The sequence below is a fragment of the Thauera sp. GDN1 genome (genome assembly GCF_029223545.1).
Classification (GTDB): Bacteria; Pseudomonadota; Gammaproteobacteria; order Burkholderiales; family Rhodocyclaceae; genus Thauera.
On record NZ_CP097870.1, the window covers coordinates 2,765,293 to 2,781,985 of the forward strand.

At 68.3% G+C, this 16,693-nt stretch carries 16 protein-coding genes; 3 read left to right on the forward strand and 13 right to left on the reverse strand.

The window, feature by feature from the left end; all coding sequences use genetic code 11:
• Positions 1-258 precede the first annotated feature (258 nt).
• The gene (locus CKCBHOJB_RS12665; RefSeq protein ID WP_281049029.1) at positions 259-1,188 is read left to right on the forward strand and encodes a LysR family transcriptional regulator; all 930 of its coding nucleotides are present in this window, start codon (positions 259-261) and stop codon (positions 1,186-1,188) included.
• Between the two features lie 88 nt (positions 1,189-1,276).
• Entirely contained in the window at positions 1,277-4,261 is a 2,985-nt protein-coding gene (locus CKCBHOJB_RS12670; protein ID WP_281049030.1) for a valine--tRNA ligase, read from the forward strand.
• Positions 4,262-4,471: 210 nt separating this feature from the next.
• On the opposite strand, the gene CKCBHOJB_RS12675 is transcribed toward CKCBHOJB_RS12670, so the two are convergent.
• Positions 4,472-4,702 (reverse strand): sulfurtransferase TusA family protein, encoded by a 231-nt coding sequence (locus CKCBHOJB_RS12675; RefSeq protein WP_281049031.1) that lies wholly within the window; start codon positions 4,700-4,702, stop codon positions 4,472-4,474.
• Positions 4,703-4,810: 108 nt separating this feature from the next.
• Positions 4,811-6,250 carry a M48 family metalloprotease gene (locus CKCBHOJB_RS12680; protein WP_281049032.1) on the reverse strand — a complete coding sequence of 480 codons (1,440 nt, stop codon included), beginning with the start codon at positions 6,248-6,250 and terminating at the stop codon, positions 4,811-4,813.
• Between the two features lie 158 nt (positions 6,251-6,408).
• Between CKCBHOJB_RS12680 and moaC the strand changes: the two genes are divergently transcribed.
• On the forward strand, positions 6,409-6,897 hold the full coding sequence (moaC, locus tag CKCBHOJB_RS12685; protein ID WP_281049033.1) for a cyclic pyranopterin monophosphate synthase MoaC: 489 nt from the start codon (positions 6,409-6,411) through the stop codon (positions 6,895-6,897).
• A 73-nt stretch (positions 6,898-6,970) separates the two neighbouring features.
• Here the strand turns inward: moaC and CKCBHOJB_RS12690 are convergent, their stop codons facing one another.
• The 11 genes from CKCBHOJB_RS12690 to CKCBHOJB_RS12740 form a co-directional block, all read right to left on the reverse strand.
• Entirely contained in the window at positions 6,971-7,636 is a 666-nt protein-coding gene (locus tag CKCBHOJB_RS12690; protein ID WP_281049034.1) for a PEP-CTERM sorting domain-containing protein, read from the reverse strand.
• Between the two features lie 288 nt (positions 7,637-7,924).
• Positions 7,925-8,152 carry a hypothetical protein gene (locus tag CKCBHOJB_RS12695; protein WP_281049035.1) on the reverse strand — a complete coding sequence of 76 codons (228 nt, stop codon included), beginning with the start codon at positions 8,150-8,152 and terminating at the stop codon, positions 7,925-7,927.
• A complete protein-coding gene (locus CKCBHOJB_RS12700) occupies positions 8,149-8,874 on the reverse strand; it encodes an ATP-binding cassette domain-containing protein (RefSeq protein WP_281049036.1) in 726 nt (241 codons plus the stop codon). The genes CKCBHOJB_RS12695 and CKCBHOJB_RS12700 overlap by 4 nt, the downstream gene beginning before the upstream one ends.
• Positions 8,875-8,882: 8 nt before the next feature.
• Positions 8,883-9,587, reverse strand: coding sequence for an ABC transporter permease (locus CKCBHOJB_RS12705; protein ID WP_281049037.1), 705 nt, complete (start codon positions 9,585-9,587; stop codon positions 8,883-8,885).
• Between the two features lie 114 nt (positions 9,588-9,701).
• Positions 9,702-9,989: a DUF1330 domain-containing protein gene (locus tag CKCBHOJB_RS12710; protein WP_281049038.1), complete on the reverse strand. Its 288-nt coding sequence runs from the start codon at positions 9,987-9,989 to the stop codon at positions 9,702-9,704.
• Positions 9,990-10,022: 33 nt separating this feature from the next.
• A complete protein-coding gene (locus CKCBHOJB_RS12715; protein ID WP_281049039.1) occupies positions 10,023-10,331 on the reverse strand; it encodes a hypothetical protein in 309 nt (102 codons plus the stop codon).
• A gap of 3 nt (positions 10,332-10,334) precedes the next feature.
• A complete protein-coding gene (locus tag CKCBHOJB_RS12720; RefSeq protein WP_281049040.1) occupies positions 10,335-10,604 on the reverse strand; it encodes a MoaD/ThiS family protein in 270 nt (89 codons plus the stop codon).
• Between the two features lie 13 nt (positions 10,605-10,617).
• Complete coding sequence (locus tag CKCBHOJB_RS12725) at positions 10,618-11,913, reverse strand: FAD-dependent oxidoreductase (protein ID WP_281049041.1); 1,296 nt, start codon at positions 11,911-11,913, stop codon at positions 10,618-10,620.
• A gap of 59 nt (positions 11,914-11,972) precedes the next feature.
• Complete coding sequence (locus CKCBHOJB_RS12730) at positions 11,973-13,820, reverse strand: aldehyde ferredoxin oxidoreductase family protein (protein ID WP_281049042.1); 1,848 nt, start codon at positions 13,818-13,820, stop codon at positions 11,973-11,975.
• A gap of 12 nt (positions 13,821-13,832) precedes the next feature.
• On the reverse strand, positions 13,833-14,312 hold the full coding sequence (locus CKCBHOJB_RS12735) for a 4Fe-4S dicluster domain-containing protein (protein ID WP_020687811.1): 480 nt from the start codon (positions 14,310-14,312) through the stop codon (positions 13,833-13,835).
• A gap of 153 nt (positions 14,313-14,465) precedes the next feature.
• Entirely contained in the window at positions 14,466-16,514 is a 2,049-nt protein-coding gene (locus tag CKCBHOJB_RS12740) for a sigma-54-dependent Fis family transcriptional regulator (RefSeq protein ID WP_281049044.1), read from the reverse strand.
• Between the last annotated feature and the right edge of the window lie 179 nt (positions 16,515-16,693).

The window sequence follows — 16,693 nt, forward strand, 5'->3', positions numbered from 1 at the left end:
CAGCGCAGCAATCAACATGCCGAGCCCATCCTCCACCACGCGGGCATCCGAGCCCCACGCAGCTTCGCCAGATGTTCAGCCGATGCCCACGGACAAGGCCAGAAGCCACATACGGGAAAACCCGCAGCCGCCAACAAGCTTTTGGGGGCATCGGCGTCGGCGAATCTTGCCCCCATTCCGAGGATGCGAGAACACTGCATAAGGAATATCGCTTATTCTTCTAAAGAATCAATAATCCATTATCGTGGTCCTCTTCGCATGGACAAGCTCACCGGCCTGCAGCTGTTCGTCCGCCTCGTCGAGAGCGGCAGCTTCTCGCGCACCGCGCGCGACATGAAACTGTCGCAACCCACCGTGACCAAGCACATCGCCGCCCTCGAATCGCGCCTCGGCGTGCGCCTGCTCAACCGCAACACCCGCGGCATGCGCCTGACCGAAGCGGGCGCGCTGTACTACGAGCGCTGCAAGATCATCGAACGCGAACTGGAAGCCGCCGACCGCCTGGTCACCAACCTGGGCGAGGACATCTCCGGCCCGCTGCGTGTCGCCTGTCCCGCGGGCCTCGGTCGCCACGTCATCCTGCAGCTCGCGCGCGAGTTCATGGCACGCAACCCGGGCGTGCGCTTCGACCTGCAACTCGACGACCACACCCTGAATCTGCTCGAACACGGCATCGATGTGGCGGTGCGCATGGGGCGGCTGGCCGACTCCGCGCTCGGCAGCCGCCAGCTCGGGCTCAATCCCTGGGTGACGGTGGCGAGCCCGAGCTATCTCGAACGCCAGGGCATGCCGGCCACGCCGGAAGCGCTCGCCACCCACGACTGTCTCGTCTATAGCAGCGTCCAGGACGACCAGCGCTGGCATTACCAATCGACGGACGAACACGCCGTGGCGGTATCGGTCCGCGGCCCGCTGCGCACCAACGACGTCGACTCGATCCTCGCCGCCGCCCTCGCCGGCATGGGCATCGCCATCCTCCCCGCCTATCTCGCCCACCCGGCCATCGCGCGCGAAGCGCTGGTGCCGCTGCTGTCGGAATTCGCGCTGCCTGCACAGCCGATGCACGCCGTCTATCCCTCGCCACGCCTGGTGCCGACCAAGGTCCTGGCCTGGATCGAGTTCATGCAGACGCAATTCGGCGATCCGCGCTGGCCCACGTGCGACTGGGAGATGGCTGCCCCGCGCTGATGCCGCCGACTTTCCGCCCGGCACGGGCACGGGGCCGACGGGCGCATCCGCTATAATCCGCGCTTTGCCTTCACGCGCTAAAGACATCATGGAACTGGCCAAGAGCTTCGAGCCCGCCGACATCGAACGTCGCTGGTACCCTGAATGGGAGTCCCGCGGCTACTTCGACGCCGGACTCGACAAGTCGAACCCCAACGCCTTCTGCATCCTGCTGCCGCCGCCCAACGTCACCGGCACGCTGCACATGGGGCACGGCTTCAACCAGACGATCATGGACGCGCTCACGCGCTACCACCGCATGCGCGGCGACAACACCCTGTGGCAGCCGGGCACCGACCACGCCGGCATCGCCACCCAGATCGTCGTCGAGCGCCAGTTGGACGCCCAGGGCGTCAGCCGCCACGACCTCGGCCGCGAGAAGTTCCTCGAGAAGGTGTGGGAGTGGAAGGAGTACTCCGGTGGCACCATCACCCGCCAGATGCGCCGCCTGGGCACCAGCCCGGACTGGAAGCGCGAGCGCTTCACGATGGACGAGGGCCTGTCGAACACGGTCACCGAGACCTTCGTGCGCCTGTACAACGAGGGCCTGATCTACCGCGGCAAGCGCCTGGTGAACTGGGACCCGAAGCTCGGCACCGCGGTGTCCGACCTCGAAGTGGTGTCCGAGGAAGAAGACGGCAAGCTCTACCACATCCTCTATCCGTTCACCGATGGTCCGATCGGCGAGCTGAAGGGTCTGACCGTGGCCACCACCCGCCCCGAGACGCTGCTCGGCGACGTCGCGGTGATGGTGCATCCGGAGGACGAGCGCTACGCCCACCTGATCGGCAGGACCGTCGCCCTGCCGCTGACCGGCCGACACATCCCGATCATCGCCGACGACTATGTCGATCGCGAGTTCGGCACCGGCTGTGTCAAGGTCACCCCGGCGCACGACTTCAACGACTACGCCGTCGGCCAGCGCCACAAGCTCGACATGATCGTGGTGCTCAAGCTCGACGGCAGCGTGCCCGCGGTCGCCGAGCGCTACACCACCGACGGCATCACCCTCGAAGGCGTGCCCATGCCCGCCAGCGTCGCCGGCCTGGATCGCGTGCCGGCGCGCGACATGGTCGTCGAGGAGCTGCAGGAACTCGGCCTGATGGTCGACATCAAGGCGCACAAGCTGCAGGTGCCGCGCGGCGACCGCACCGGCGTCGTCATCGAACCGATGCTGACCGACCAGTGGTTCGTCGCCATGTCCAGGCCGGGCGTGGACGGCAAGTCGATCACCGAGAAGGCGCTCGAAGTCGTTGCCTCCGGCGAGATCAGATTCTACCCGGAGAACTGGGTCAACACCTACAACCAGTGGCTCAACAACATCCAGGACTGGTGCATCTCGCGCCAGCTGTGGTGGGGCCACCGCATCCCCGCCTGGTACGACGAGGAAGGCAAGATCTACGTCGCCACCTGCGAGGAGGAAGCCCTGCGCGCCTGGAAGGCCGACCTGCAGGCCGAGATCGATGCGCTGAACGCCGAGGTCCAGGCCCGGCAGCGCGAAGGCCAGACCGCCGACGACTACCCCGCCATCGCCGAGCGCCTCGCCGTGCTGCACGCCCGCCACGACGCCGGCCACCTGCGCCAGGAAGACGACGTGCTCGACACCTGGTACTCGTCCGCGCTGTGGCCGTTCTCGACGCTCGACTGGACTGCCGAGTGGCCCGAGAAGAGCAACGACGCGCTCGACCTCTACCTGCCGTCGACGGTGCTCGTCACCGGCTTCGACATCATCTTCTTCTGGGTCGCGCGCATGGTCATGATGACCAGGCACATCACCGGCAAGATCCCGTTCAAGCACGTCTATGTGCACGGCCTGATCCGCGACGCGGAAGGCCAGAAGATGAGCAAGTCGAAAGGAAACGTGCTCGACCCGATCGACCTCATCGACGGCATCGCGCTCGACGAGCTGGTCAAGAAGCGCACCTTCGGCCTGATGAACCCGAAGCAGGCGCAGAGCATCGAGAAGAAGACGCGCAAGGAATTTCCCGAGGGCATCCCCGCCTTCGGCACCGACGCGCTGCGCTTCACCTTCGCCAGCCTCGCCAGCCCGGGCCGCGACATCAAGTTCGACCTCGCGCGCTGCGAGGGCTACCGCAACTTCTGCAACAAGCTGTGGAACGCCACCCGCTTCGTGCTGATGAACTGCGAGGGCCAGGACTGCGGCATCGGCGGCAATGTCGCCTGCTCCACCGAGGTGCTCGACTTCTCCTTCGCCGACCGCTGGATCGTGTCGCGCCTGCAGCGTACCGAAGCCGAGGTCGCCGAGCAGTTCGAGGCCTACCGTTTCGACCTCGTCGCCCGCGCGGTGTATGAGTTCGTGTGGGACGAGTACTGCGACTGGTACCTGGAACTCGCCAAGGTGCAGATCCAGACAGGCACCCCGGCGCAGCAGCGCGCCACCCGCCGGACGCTGCTGCGCGTGCTCGAGACCGTGCTGCGTCTCGCCCACCCGCTGCTCCCCTTCATCACCGAAGAGCTGTGGCAGACCGTGGCCCCGCTCGCGGGGCGCAAGGACGGCGACAGCATCATGCGCGTGCGCTACCCGCAGGCCGACATGAGCCGCATCGACGAAGCGTCCGAGGCGAAGGTCGTCGAGCTCAAGGCCATGATCTACGCCTGCCGCAACCTGCGCGGCGAGATGAACATCTCCCCGGCCCAGCGCCTGCCGCTGGTGGCGGCCGGCGACAAGGCCGCGCTGGCGGTGTACGTACCCTACCTCGCGGGTCTGGCCAAGCTGTCGGACGTGCAGGTGGTCGACGAGATCGGCGCCGACGAGCTCGCCCCGGTGGCGGTCGCGGGCGAGACGCGCCTGATGCTCAAGGTGGAGATCGACGTCGCCGCGGAACGCGAGCGCCTGGGCAAGGAGATCGCCCGTCTGGAAGGCGAGATCGCCAAGGCCGAAGGCAAGCTCGGCAACGCCAGCTTCGTCGACCGCGCCCCCGCGGCGGTGGTGCAGCAGGAGCGCGACCGCCTGGCGGGCTTCAAGGCCACGGTGGACAAGCTCAAGCCGCAGCTCGCCAAGCTCGGCGGCTGAGCCCGGCCGTCACGCGCTGTCGTTTGCGGGCGAGCCCGCTCCCACGGTGAATCCGGTCCGCGCCGTGGGAGCGGGCTCGCCCGCGGATTACCGAACGCCAGCGCCACAATGGAAAAACGGGCTTTCGCCCGTTTCCCGACAGCCCTGCAACGCGCAAGCTGCGTCCGCTCGCCGGGCACGCCGCAGGCGCCCCCGGGGCACACCCGACGCTTACTTGCGCTTCAGGAAGAACTCGAACGCCTTGTCGGCCGTCTCGCCCTGCTGCACCAGCTCGTTGCCGGTCTGGCGCGCAAAGGCTTGGAAGTCCTTGACCGAACCCGGGTCGGTCGCGAGTACGCGCACGACCTGGCCGGACTGCATCTCCGCCAGCATCTTCTTGGCGCGCAGGATAGGCAGGGGGCAGTTGAGCCCGCGAGCATCCACTTCCTTGTCGAAATTCATCCTTGTCCTCTGTTCCTGGTTTGAGTAGAACGCCGGATTCTAATGGATGCCGGCGGGTGTCGAAAGGCACAGGTTCACTGGCGGGCGCTGCCGTTCCACGGGCCCCTTTCAGCGCTCGCGCTTTTCCTCGAGCAGGCGCTGCTTGAGCTCGCGCATCCGCGCATCGACCGCGGATAGCTCGTAGAAGTCGCCATCCCCGGCCTTGCGCGCGATCTCCAGCTGTTCGATCGCCGCCGGCAGACTGCCGCGCAGCACATAGACCTCGGCCTGTGCGCGGTGCTGCGCCGTGCGCTGTCCGAGCGCGGCGTGCGCGCGCGACAGCAGCTGCCACAGCCGCGGATCGCTGTTGCGGGTATCGATCATCCGCCGCACGCCGGCGGCCGCCTCGCGCGCCTGCCCTGCCTGGATGCGGGCATCGGCGAGCGCATAGGACAGGCTGCGGCTGGCCGGGAACTGCTTCTGCGCCGCCTCCAGGATGCGCGCCGCGCCGGTGGCATCCTTGCGCGCCAGGCGGACCTCGGCCGCGAGCGCCTCCAGCCAGGGCGAGGCCGGCGCGGATCTGCGCAAGGCCGTGACGCGCTGATCGGCCTCGTCGAGGCGCCCCGCACGCAACAAGGCACGGCCGAGGCCGTATTCGAGCGCCTCGTCCCGAGGCGTGCGCGCAAGCTGGTCCTGCAGGTCCTTCACCGCCTCCGCCGGCTGCCCGGCACTGGCGCGCAGCTTGGCGCGCACGAAGCGGAAGTCCGCCGAATCGGGTACCTGGCGGTAGGGCATGCTCGTCACCCGGTTCTCCATGTCCGCGATGCGTTCGGAGGTCAGCGGGTGGGTGCGCAGGTAGGCCGGGGCGTTGTTCTCATACACGCGGGTGTTGCGCTGCAGGCGCTCGAAGAAGCCGGGCATGCCGCGCACGTCGAGTCCGGCGTTGGCGAGCGTCTCCAGCCCGACGCGGTCGGCCTCGCGCTCGAAGGAACGGGTGTAGCCGAGCTGCGACTGGATGGCGCCGGCCTGGCCCGCCGCGATCGCCGCCTGGCTGACGTCGGAATTGCTGCGCGCGGCCAGCACCGCCACCAGCAGCGAGGCCACCATAAGCATCGCCGACTGGCTCTGCTTGCCGACGATCTGCGCGATGTGGCGCTGGGTGACGTGTGCGATCTCGTGACCGAGCACCGAGGCGAACTCGGATTCGGTCTGCGCCGCCAGCAGCAGGCCGGTATGCACGCCGATGTAGCCACCCGGCAGCGCGAAGGCATTCAGCGTCGGGTCGCGCACCACGAAGAAGTCGAAATCCTGGGCCGGACTGTTGCTCGCTGCCGCCAGCCGGTGGCCGAGGCGATCGACGTACTCCTCGACCTCGGGATCGTCCAGGTAGGCCGCATCACGCCAGCGGATCTGGCTGATGATCTGCTCGCCGATGCGGCGCTCGGCCGCGGGCGAAAGCTCGGACGCGGCCACATCCCCCAGGTCGGGCAGATCGTAGGCCAGGGCGGGCAGCGGCGCGGGCAGAGCCAGCGCCAGGCTGAGCAGCAGGGCGAGAGGTCGGCGCATCATCGGGTGCTATGATACCCGCCGCTCCGGCAGTGTTCCCGCCCGGGTGTATCGATCTGTAGCGACGTGCCGGCGCGTGCATCCCGACCGCCGCGGCCAGTCCCGCCAACCCGCTTTCCGACCCGGCTCCGGCTCATCTGCCGGCGCCCGCCCATGAAGCCATGTCCTCCTCGACCCCGAATCCCCTCACCCATTTCGACGCCGACGGCCAGGCCCACATGGTCGACGTCGGCGCCAAGGCCGAGACGCGCCGCGTCGCCGTGGCCACCGGCCGCATCGTGATGCTCCCCGCCACCTTCGCGATGGTGAAATCCGGCAGCGCGAAAAAGGGCGACGTGCTCGGCATCGCGCGCATCGCCGCCATTCAGGGCTCGAAGCGCACCAGCGAACTGATCCCCCTCTGCCACCCGATCCCGCTCACCCGGGTGGCGGTGGAGTTCGATCTGGACGAGGCCGAATCGGCCATCCGCTGCACCGTGACCGCGGAAACCGTCGGCCGTACCGGGGTGGAGATGGAGGCGCTGACCGCGGTGAACGTCGGCCTGCTCACGATCTATGACATGTGCAAGGCGGTCGATCGCGGCATGCGCATGGAGGGCATCCAGCTGCTGGAGAAGCTGGGGGGCAAGTCGGGGCACTGGAAGGCCTGAGCGCGTGGGCATCGTGCCCCCCGATGCGTTCCACTGCCCGACGCCCCGACGCCCGCAGGCGTCGGCATCCTGATCAGGCGCGGCGCCGGAGACCGAAGGCCGCACTCAGCAGGCCCGCCGCCAGCAAGGTCAGGATGCCCGGCTCGGGGACAGGGATGACCTCGGCCTCCTGTTCCGCGGGTCCATTCCCGCCCGTCGGGGCCGTCGGCCTGGGCATGCCGAAGAAGGCCAGTTCGCCCACCGCATACCTGTTGTCGCCGCCGACCGCACTGATGCGCGCATGGCGCGCGAGGACGGGCGCGAAGTCGGTCGCGCCGACGGAAGACAGCCAGCCATCGAACGTGTCAGCACGGCTGTCCAGGGTCTGCATCCCTCTGGCGTCCCCGGCCCACCCCAAGGGCACCAGCAGCAACTGCGACCAGGAAATGCTGTCGCTCGAGATCTCGACAAGATAGCTGTCGTTGCCATCCACCGACAGCACCAGGTCATGAAGCTCGTACACCTGGTCGAAGCTCAGCGTGATGGACTTGCCGTTGCCCTTCCAGTAGGCGCTCTCCTGGCCATTCCACGGGCTCCCCTCGACCGGATAGAGGCCGTCAGCGATCAGGGTGGAGCCGTTGCCGATCGGATTGTCGTTGCCGATGGCCGCGACGTCGGTCACTTGCACCGGGACGGGTGCCGCGACCGCGGCGGACCCCAGCAGTCCGAGCGCAAGCACCACGAGCGTGTTCTTTTTCATGTCATCCTCTCGGCCCATTCACGGCACTTATCCCAAAGCAACGCCCGTGCCACCCCGCCAAACCCGTGCGAATAATACGGGCACGTGATCGCATGACGTCGGAGTGTAAGAAATACCGACAGTTCACCCTGCTGAAACCCAAGCTGGGCAATAACTCCGCCGAGAATGACAAAGCGCTCGGCCGGCATGTGTGACATAAATCACGGCGCAGAACCGAAAACGCCCCAGAACGCTCCGCTGCAATCGGATTCGCTGATCGCGAGCGTAAGAAATTCCGACACTCCGCCCCTACTCGCCACCGTCCCGTCGCACAAGACGGGCGAAGACGAGCGGAAACGCCCCCGAACCGGCGAGCGCGATCGCCGACACCAGGAAGGCGAGGCCGGCCATGGGGTCGGCGAGCGCCGGATGCAGGCGAGCCCCTTCGCCGGCGAAGCAGATCAGCGCCGGCACCAGGCTCAGCCCGGCCAGCACGAACAGCACCACCGCCGACAGCGGCACGCGGCGACGGCTCACAGCCTCATCCGCCACGGCAGCTCGCCCTGGATGAAGAGGCGCGCCTCCTCGGAGCGCGGGCGCGCGAAGAAGGGCTGCACCGCGGTGTGCTCGCACACCCGGCCGGCGGACATGAACACGATGTCGTCGCCCAGGCGCGTCGCCTGGCCGAGGTTGTGGGTCACCATCAGGATGCGTGTGCCATCGGTACGGATCTCGCGGATGATGCGCTCGACCGCCGCGCTCGCCGACGGGTCCAGGCTGGCGGTGGGCTCGTCGAGCAGCAGCAGGCGAGGCCTGGTCAGCCACGCGCGCGCCAGCGCAAGGCGCTGCTGCTCGCCGCCGGAAAGCAGGCGCGCGCTGTCGCCGGCACGGTCGGCCAGGCCGATGCGCTCGAGCATCGCCAGCGCGCGCCTTGCGCGCTCGCGCCGCGGCAGGTCGAAGGGCTTGAGGCCGAGGGCCACGTTGTGCAGCACCGAGGCGCGCAGCATCATCGGGCGCTGGAACACCATCATCACGCCCTGCGCCGGCCGAGCGCCCTGTTCCGATCCCCAGACCATGCTGCCCGAACTCGGCTGCACCAGGCCGCAGATCGTGCGCAGCAGCACGCTCTTGCCCGCGCCGTTGGGCCCCAGCACCAGCGTGATGCCCTCGTCGCCCAGTTCCAGATCGATCCCGGCCAGCACCTCGCGGCCGTTGGGCCGGTAACGCAGGTCGCGGATGCACAGGGGAAAGATCGCCATCGTCCGCCTCAGCCGTAACGCCGCATCGCCCAGTGGCGCAGCACGAAGGCGAATGCGTTCAGCGCCAGGATGATCACGATCAGCACCATGCCGAGTGCGATCGCCAGCGCTAGGTCGCCCTTGCTGGTCTCGAGCGCGATCGCGGTCGTCATCACCCGGGTCGCGCGATCGATGTTGCCGCCCACGATCATCACCGCCCCCACCTCGCTCATCGCCCGCCCGAGGCCCGCGAGCACCGCGACCACCAGCGAGTGGCGGCAGTCGTAGAGCAGCGTGGTCACGCTGTCCCACCATGAGAAGCGCATCAGCTGCAGCTCCTCGGCGTAGCGCTGCCACACGTCCTCCACCACCTGGCGGGTGATCGCCGCCATCAGCGGCACGACCAGCAGGGTCTGGGCGACGATCATCGCCAGCGGCGTGTACAGCAGCCCGAAGCCGCCGAACGGCCCCGAGCGCGACAGCAGCAGATACACCACCACGCCCACAACGACCGAGGGCAGGCCCATCAATCCATTGACCAGCACCGACAGCGCGTTCTTGCCCGGGAAACGTCCGACCGCGATGCAGGCGCCCAGCGGCAACCCGATCAGTGTGCCCAGCACCACCGCGCCGCCGCTGACCTGCAGGGACAGCACCACGATCTCCGCCACGGTGTGGTCGAATCTGGCGAGCAGCGAAATGGCTTCGGAGAAGGTGGCGGCGAAGGCGGACATCGGCGGGGAGCATACCCGAAACGCGGCGCCGGCCGGAGCATGGCAGGCGGATGAGCCGAAGGGCAGCAACGCCCGGTCCCCCGTCTGGAGGACGGCGCGGCGGGACGCCCCCGCCTAGCTCTCGTAGGACAGCAGGAGCACGTCGGCGGCCTGTTCGCGCAGCGGAATCAGGGCCTGGTAGGCCGGCGACGAGAACCAGTGATTCACCGCCGCGACGCTGGGAAAGCGGATCACGACGATGTCCTCATGCGGGCTCGCACCGGACAGCGCCGCCACCTGCTTGCCGCGGAAGACGAGTTCGCCACCCCAGGGGGTCAGCGTCGCCGGCACCCTGCTTCGATACTCGGCCCACATCTCCGCGTTCTTCACCGTGATGTGGCCGACGACATAAGCGTTGTTCATTTATGGATATCCAGAGCTTGGTCGAGGCGGGGATCAGCCCCCGCCCTTCTGCATCGCGCGGTCCAGCCTCGCCAGCAAGGCGCGGCGCATGGCCTCGTCGCCGGGGGCGAAGCGGTAGCGCACGTCGAGTTGCGGCAATTCGAACAGGCCCAGCCGGCGCACGCCGGCGGCTTCGATGTCGATGACGAGTTCCTGCGTGCCGTCGCGCAGGCTGAAGCGCGCCGCAGCCGCGCTGCCCTCCACTGCCGGCCAGGCCTGGCGCAGGTCGCGCTCGAACTCGCGCGGCGTGGCGGTGACCCGGCGCTCGAAGGACTCGGGCACCGGGCCGTGGATGAAGGCCACCGCTCAGCCGCCCGCGATCGGCGGCCAGATCGCGAGCTCGTCGCCATCCGCCAGACGCCTGCGGGCGCGCTCGGAAGGCGGCACGAAGTGGCCATTGACCAGCACCAGATGCGCGCTGCGCTCGGGCACCCGGTAGCGGTGGATCATGTCCGCGACCGTCGTGCCCTCATCCACCTCGAGCTCCAGCCGGTTGCCGCGATGGCCCTCCGGCAGGTAGTCCGAAAGCGAGGCGAAGAGCTTGAAGGCGATGCGGATCGTCACGCGGGTCTCCATTCGCCCCCCCCCCTCAACGCGCAAGCGCCATCGGCTGCTGGCTGCGAGCGACGTAGGCGTCGACGAAGGCGAGCGGATTGGCGAGCAGACGCGCCCTCCAGTCGCCCAGCCTCACCTGGCCGTGGATCAGCCCGCGCAGCGCGCCGACGTGCTGGGTCAGCCCGATCGAGGTGGCGCCGATCATCACGTCGTCCTTGAACTGCAGGCTGAGGTAACGGTAGCGGGTCTCGTCGATCATCTCCACGCCGCTGCCGCCGGCTTCGGCCTTCTCGCCCCACCACTGGCCGAAGGACGAGGAGATCAGGCCCAGGGTGTCGAGGACGTTGATCGCCAGCACGCCATTGAGCTTCGTGTCGCGCGCCGCCGCGCCACCGCGTGCCATGTTCATCGCCGCGATGCGGGCCTGGTCGGCGGCGTTGGGCTGGATCGCGGCGACGAGGTGGGCGCCGGTGAACAGGTCGGGCGCCTCGGCCACGTCGCCGGCGGCGAAGATGCCGGGCACCGAGGTCTCCATGCGCTCGTCGACCAGCACGCCCTTGGCCACATGCACCGGGGTTTCCTCGAGGAAGCCGACGTTGGGCGCGACGCCTGCGGCGACGATGACCAGATCGCAATCCAGGCGGTCGCCGGTGGACAGCGTCACGGCCAGCGGTGCGTCGGCGCCCGCCTCGCTACCACGGTCGATGCGCTGCACGCCCGCCGAGGTCACGACGCGGATGCCCTTCTCCTCGACCCAGCGCTTGATCATGCCGCCGGCCTTGGGCGTCATCATGCGCGGCACCATGCGGTCGCCCATCTCCACCACCGTGAGCTGGACGCCGCGCTTGGCGAGCGCTTCCATGATGATGCAGCCGATGAAGCCCGCACCCAGCTGCAGCACGCGCGCACCGGGTTTCGCATGGGCGGCGATCGCACGCGCGTCGGCCAGCGTCCAGCAGGTCTGCACCTCGGGCAGGTCCACGCCGGGGATAGGCGGGCGCACCGGATGCGAGCCGGTGGCGATCAGCAGGCGGTCGTAGTCCTCGAAGTGTCCGTCGTCGAACAGCACCGTGCGCTTGTCGGTATTGAGCGCGACCGCGCGACCGCGCAGCTGGCGGATGCGCAGGCGCTCGAAATGGTCGGCGCCCTTGCGCAGGTAGGTGCCCGGCTCGTCGATGTTGCCTTCGAGCAGATAGGGGATGGCCATGCGCGAATACGGCGGCGCGTCCTCGTGGCCGACCATCAGGATGTCGTCGGCCGGCGCGGCCTTGCGCAGGGTTTCGGCGGCGACGACGCCCGCAGGGCCGTTGCCGAGAATCAGGTGTTTCATTGGAGCGTCCTCGAACGGTACACGGGCACCCACAAGGACGCCCGTGTACGCTTGCGGCATCACAAACCCAGACGAGCCCGGGTCTCGGCGGTCGGTTCGCCCGCGGGGGTCCAGCCGCGTACCTGGTAGTACTCGGGCAGCATCTTCGCCAGGCCGTTGACCAGGCCCTTGGCGGGACCGGTCTTGGCCGGCTCCTGGGTCAGACGCGGCGGCAGGTTGTCGTCCTTGGCGGTGAAGCCGGCGGCGTTGTTGAACATGCGCTCCATGTTCCAGATGCGTTCGCCCACCTCGTTCAGCTTCTCCATGCTCCAGTCGCCCTCGCACGCGGCGGCGACCTGCGGCTGCACGTCGGCCAGGGTCCACGCGAAGCTGGTGAACACGCAGATGCCGGCCGAGTCGAACACCGCGGTGGCGTCCTGGAAGGCCTTCACCAGCGCCGGCTTGCCGTCGGTGGTGAGCGGATCGGTCTTGACCGGGATGCCGAGCACTTCGGACGCGACCGTGTAGCCGCGCAGGTGGCAGGCGCCGCGGTTGGAAGTGGCATAGGCCAGGCCCATGCCCTGGATGCCGCGCGAGTCGTAGGCGGGGAATTCCTGACCCTTGACGCTCATCGACAGCTCGGGGCGGCCGTACTTCTCGCACAGGCGCTTGCTGCCCAGGCCGAGTTCCTTGCCGAAGCCCTCGCCCAGCGCGGTCATCTCGACCATCTTGGCCAGCGCCTCGGCCGAGCCGAAGGGGGCCGCCATGCCGATCTTGTCGTCGTCGAGGATGCCCAACTCGTAGAGCTCCATCGCCGCGCCGACGGTGGCGCCGAAGGAGATCGGGTCCATGCCCTGCTCGTTGCAGATCAGGTTGGCGTACTGCAGGGCCTCCAGGTCGCCCACGCCGTTGGCCGCACCGAGCGCCCACGCCGCCTCGTACTCCAGGCCGCCGGAGGCGCCCCAGTACTTCGGGCTGTTCTTGACCGTGAAGTGGTTCTTGTCGATCTCGGAGATGCGCCCGCAGGCGATCGTGCACCCGAAGCAGGCGGCGTTGGTGACGAGGTGGGTCTTGCCGTCCGACTCGCGCTTCTCGTGCATGGCCTCGGCCGAGATCTTGGAGGCGTCCTCGAACTGCACGTCGCGATGGTTGCGGGTGGGCAGCGCGCCGATCTCGTTGATCACGTTCATCAGCACCTGGGTGCCGTACTTGGGCAGGCCCTGGCCGGTGACCGCATTGTCGGCGAGCACCTTCTTCGCGTCGTTGGTCGCCTTGAGGAAGGCGCCGAAGTCCTTGATGCCCGACACGCCCTTGGTGCCGCGGATGGCGACCGCCTTGAGGTTCTTCGAACCCATCACCGCGCCCACGCCGGAGCGCCCGGCCGCGCGGTGCAGGTCATTGACGATGCAGGCGTACAGCACCTGGTTCTCGCCCGCCTTGCCGATCGAGGAGATGCGCACCAGCGGGTCCTGCAGCTCTTCCTTGATGTGCTCCTCGGTCTCCCAGCAGCTCTTGCCCCACAGGCCGGCGGCATCGCGCAGCTCGGCCCTGTCGTTCTCGATGTAGAGCCACACCGGCTTAGCCGACCTGCCCTCGAAGATCACCATGTCCCAGCCGGCGAACTTCATCTCGGCGCCGAAGAAGCCGCCCGAGTTCGAACAGGCGATGGCGCCGGTCAGCGGCCCCTTGGTGATCACCGTGTAGCGGCCGCCGGTCGAGGCCATGGTGCCGGTGAGCGGGCCGGTGGCCATGATCATCTTGTTGTCGGGCGAAAGCGGATCGACCTTGGGGTCGATCTCGGACACCAGGTACTTGGTGGCGAGGCCGCGCGAGCCGAGGTATTCGTCGGCCCACTTCATGTTCAGTGCTTCTTCCGTACAGGTGCCGGCCGAGAGGTTCACCCGCAGGACTTTTCTGTTCCAACCCATGACGTGTCCTCCTCAGGCGGCGGCCGAAGCCGGCGTATTGGCCTTCGCGGCCCAGGCGCGCATCTTGTCGATGCCGGTCCAGTCGGCGTCGACATAGGTGATGGCGCCGGTCGGGCAGGCGCTGGCGCAGGCGGGGTTGCCCTCGCACAGGTCGCACTTCTGCACCTTGCCGGTGTCCTGGTTGTAGTTGATGGTGCCGAACGGACAGGCGATCGTGCACACCTTGCAGCCCACACAGGTGTCCTCGAACACCATCTTGGCGCCGGTCGACAGGTCGATGCGGATCGCATCCACCGGACAGGAGTTCAGGCACCAGGCCTCGGTGCACTGCGTGCAGGTGTAGGGCACCTTGCGGCCCTCGTGTTCGAAGTTGAACACCTTGATGCGAGACTTGCTCGGATTGATGACCCCGGTGTGCTCGTAGGAGCAGGCCATCTCGCATTGCAGACAGCCGGTGCACTTCGCGGGATCAATGTGCAGTGCTTTCCACATCGATCGTCTCCTCAATCGTTATCGGTTGATGCAGTCGGTCACCGGTTCGGACATCCCGTTTCCGACGACACACGGGTGCCTCATGGGGCAAGGCACCTATGCAAATCTAAGCATAAGTCGTGCCTATGGAAGGTCAACCTGGGATTACCCTCCTCAGCCAGTGCCATTGCCACTGCGCCCCAATTTGCGGTACAGGCGGTTGCGGCTGACGCCCAGCAGGCGGGCGGCGGCCGAGAGGTTGCCGCCCACCTCGCGCATCACGCGCTCGATGAGTTCGACCTCGAGCTGGTCGAGACGGCGCGCCCCGGGACGGTCGGAGGCCAGCGCCAGGCCTTCGCCCGCAACCGGCGCCGCAGCCGGCCGAGGCAGGCACCGATGCGGGTCCCGCGACGTGTCCTCGGACGCGGCCGGATCGGACAGGAACAGCTCCTCCGGCAGATGGCTGGGCAGGATCTCGGTCTCGCCCTCGTCGAGCAGCGCGACCGCGACCCGGACCACGTTCTGCAGCTGGCGGACGTTGCCCGGCCAGGAATAGCGCTCGACGAAGCGCATCACCTCCTCGCCGATGCGCACGCCGGCCAGCCCGGCATCGGCCGCCTCGCGCTCGAGGATGCGCTCCACGATGCAGCGGATGTCGCTGCGTTCACGCAGCGGCGGCAGGCTGACGGTGAGGCTGTTGACCCGGTAATAGAGATCCTCGCGGAACTCGCCGCGCGCGACCGCATCGCGCAGCACGCGGTGGGTGGCGCACACCAGCGAGATGTCGACCGGGATCGACTTCACCGAGCCGACCGGCGTCACGCAGCGTTCCTGCAGCACGCGCAGCAGCCGCGCCTGCATGCCGAGCGGCATGTCGCCGATCTCGTCGAGGAACAGGGTGCCACCGTGGGCCTGCTGGATCTTGCCGATCGCGCCTTCCTTGCGCGCGCCGGTGAAGGCCCCGCCGACGTAGCCGAACAGTTCGGACTCGATCAGCGACTCCGGCACCGCCGCGCAGTTGAGCGCCACGAAGGGTTTGTCGGCACGTGGCCCGCTGTTGTGGAAGGCGCTCGCAAACAGCTCCTTGCCGACGCCCGACTCGCCCTGGATCAGCAGCGGGATGTCCTTGCCGAGGATGCGGCGCGCCCGGTCGAGCGCGCGCCCGATGCCGGCGTCGCCGGTGGCTAGCGATTCCAGCGTGCAGCGCGTGCCGGCGACGGCCGGTGCCGCACGCGGCGCCCGCGCCGCTTCCGCGATCCTGCGCGTCTCGCCGACGAAGGTGCCGATCTGCGGCCGCAGCGAGCGCAGCTGCACGTACAGGTGCGAACCGTCATGGAGCACGAGGCGGATCAGCGCATCGCTCGAGTTCTGCGCGCGGTCGGCGATCTTGCCCAGGCCCTGGCGGAAGAGCTCCGCGAAGGAGGCACCGCCGCCCTCCAGGCGCTGCGCCAGCCATTCGCGTGCGATCGAGTTCGCCCCGGCCAGCACGCCCTCGGGCGTGACCGCGAGCAGGCCCTCCTGCAGGCTGCCGACGTACTCCGGCCGCTCGTGGAAGGCGACCAGGATCTCGTTGGCGAACTCGGTCTCGAACAGGCGCTTCTCGATCAGCTGAACGGACAGCCGCACCAGCCCGAGCGAGTGGCGCTGGTGCATGCGCTGGTCGCAGGACACGTCGAACACACCGGCGAGCATGCCGCGCGGATCGAAGATCGGCGACGCGGTACAGGACAGGAAGCCGTTGTGATCCAGGTAGTGCTCCGCCCCCAGCACCACGGCCGGCGCATTGGCGGCGATCGCGGTGCCGATGGCGTTGGTGCCGCGCGCCGCCTCGCTCCAGCACGCGCCGGGCTGCAGCGCGACGCGGTTGGCGCGATCGACGAAATCCGCATCGCCCAGGCTGTGCACGATCGTGCCCTGCGGGTCGGACAGCAGGACCATGCTGCCCGAGGCACGGATCTGCTCGAACACATGCTCCATGACGCCACTGGCGTGCTCGACCAGGCGTGCATTGCACTCGCGCACCTCCGCCAGCCGGGCGCGCTCGCAGTGCGCGCGGGCCTCGCGACTGGCGCTGTCGAGCCCGAGCTCCCGGCAGCGCCGCCAGGAATTCAGGATCAGCGCCGGCACGCCCTCGTCCGGACACTCGCCCTCCTCGAAAAAACGCCTGCGCGCGTACTGGAAACGCTGGTCGCGACCGGCGTCGACAGCGAATGACTGTCCCATAGTCCTCTCGTCTCCTCCGGGCGGCCTGGCCGCGATTCCCGCGGCCGGCTGCCTCGAATTTCTGGGTTCCACGATTCGCAACGTAGCACTTGATCCGTCTCGCAACAAACGGCGTGCTCCGTTCGTCCGGCTCCTGAGCAGGAATCTTGCCAGCCTGAAAAATCCGCCCCGGACAGAAG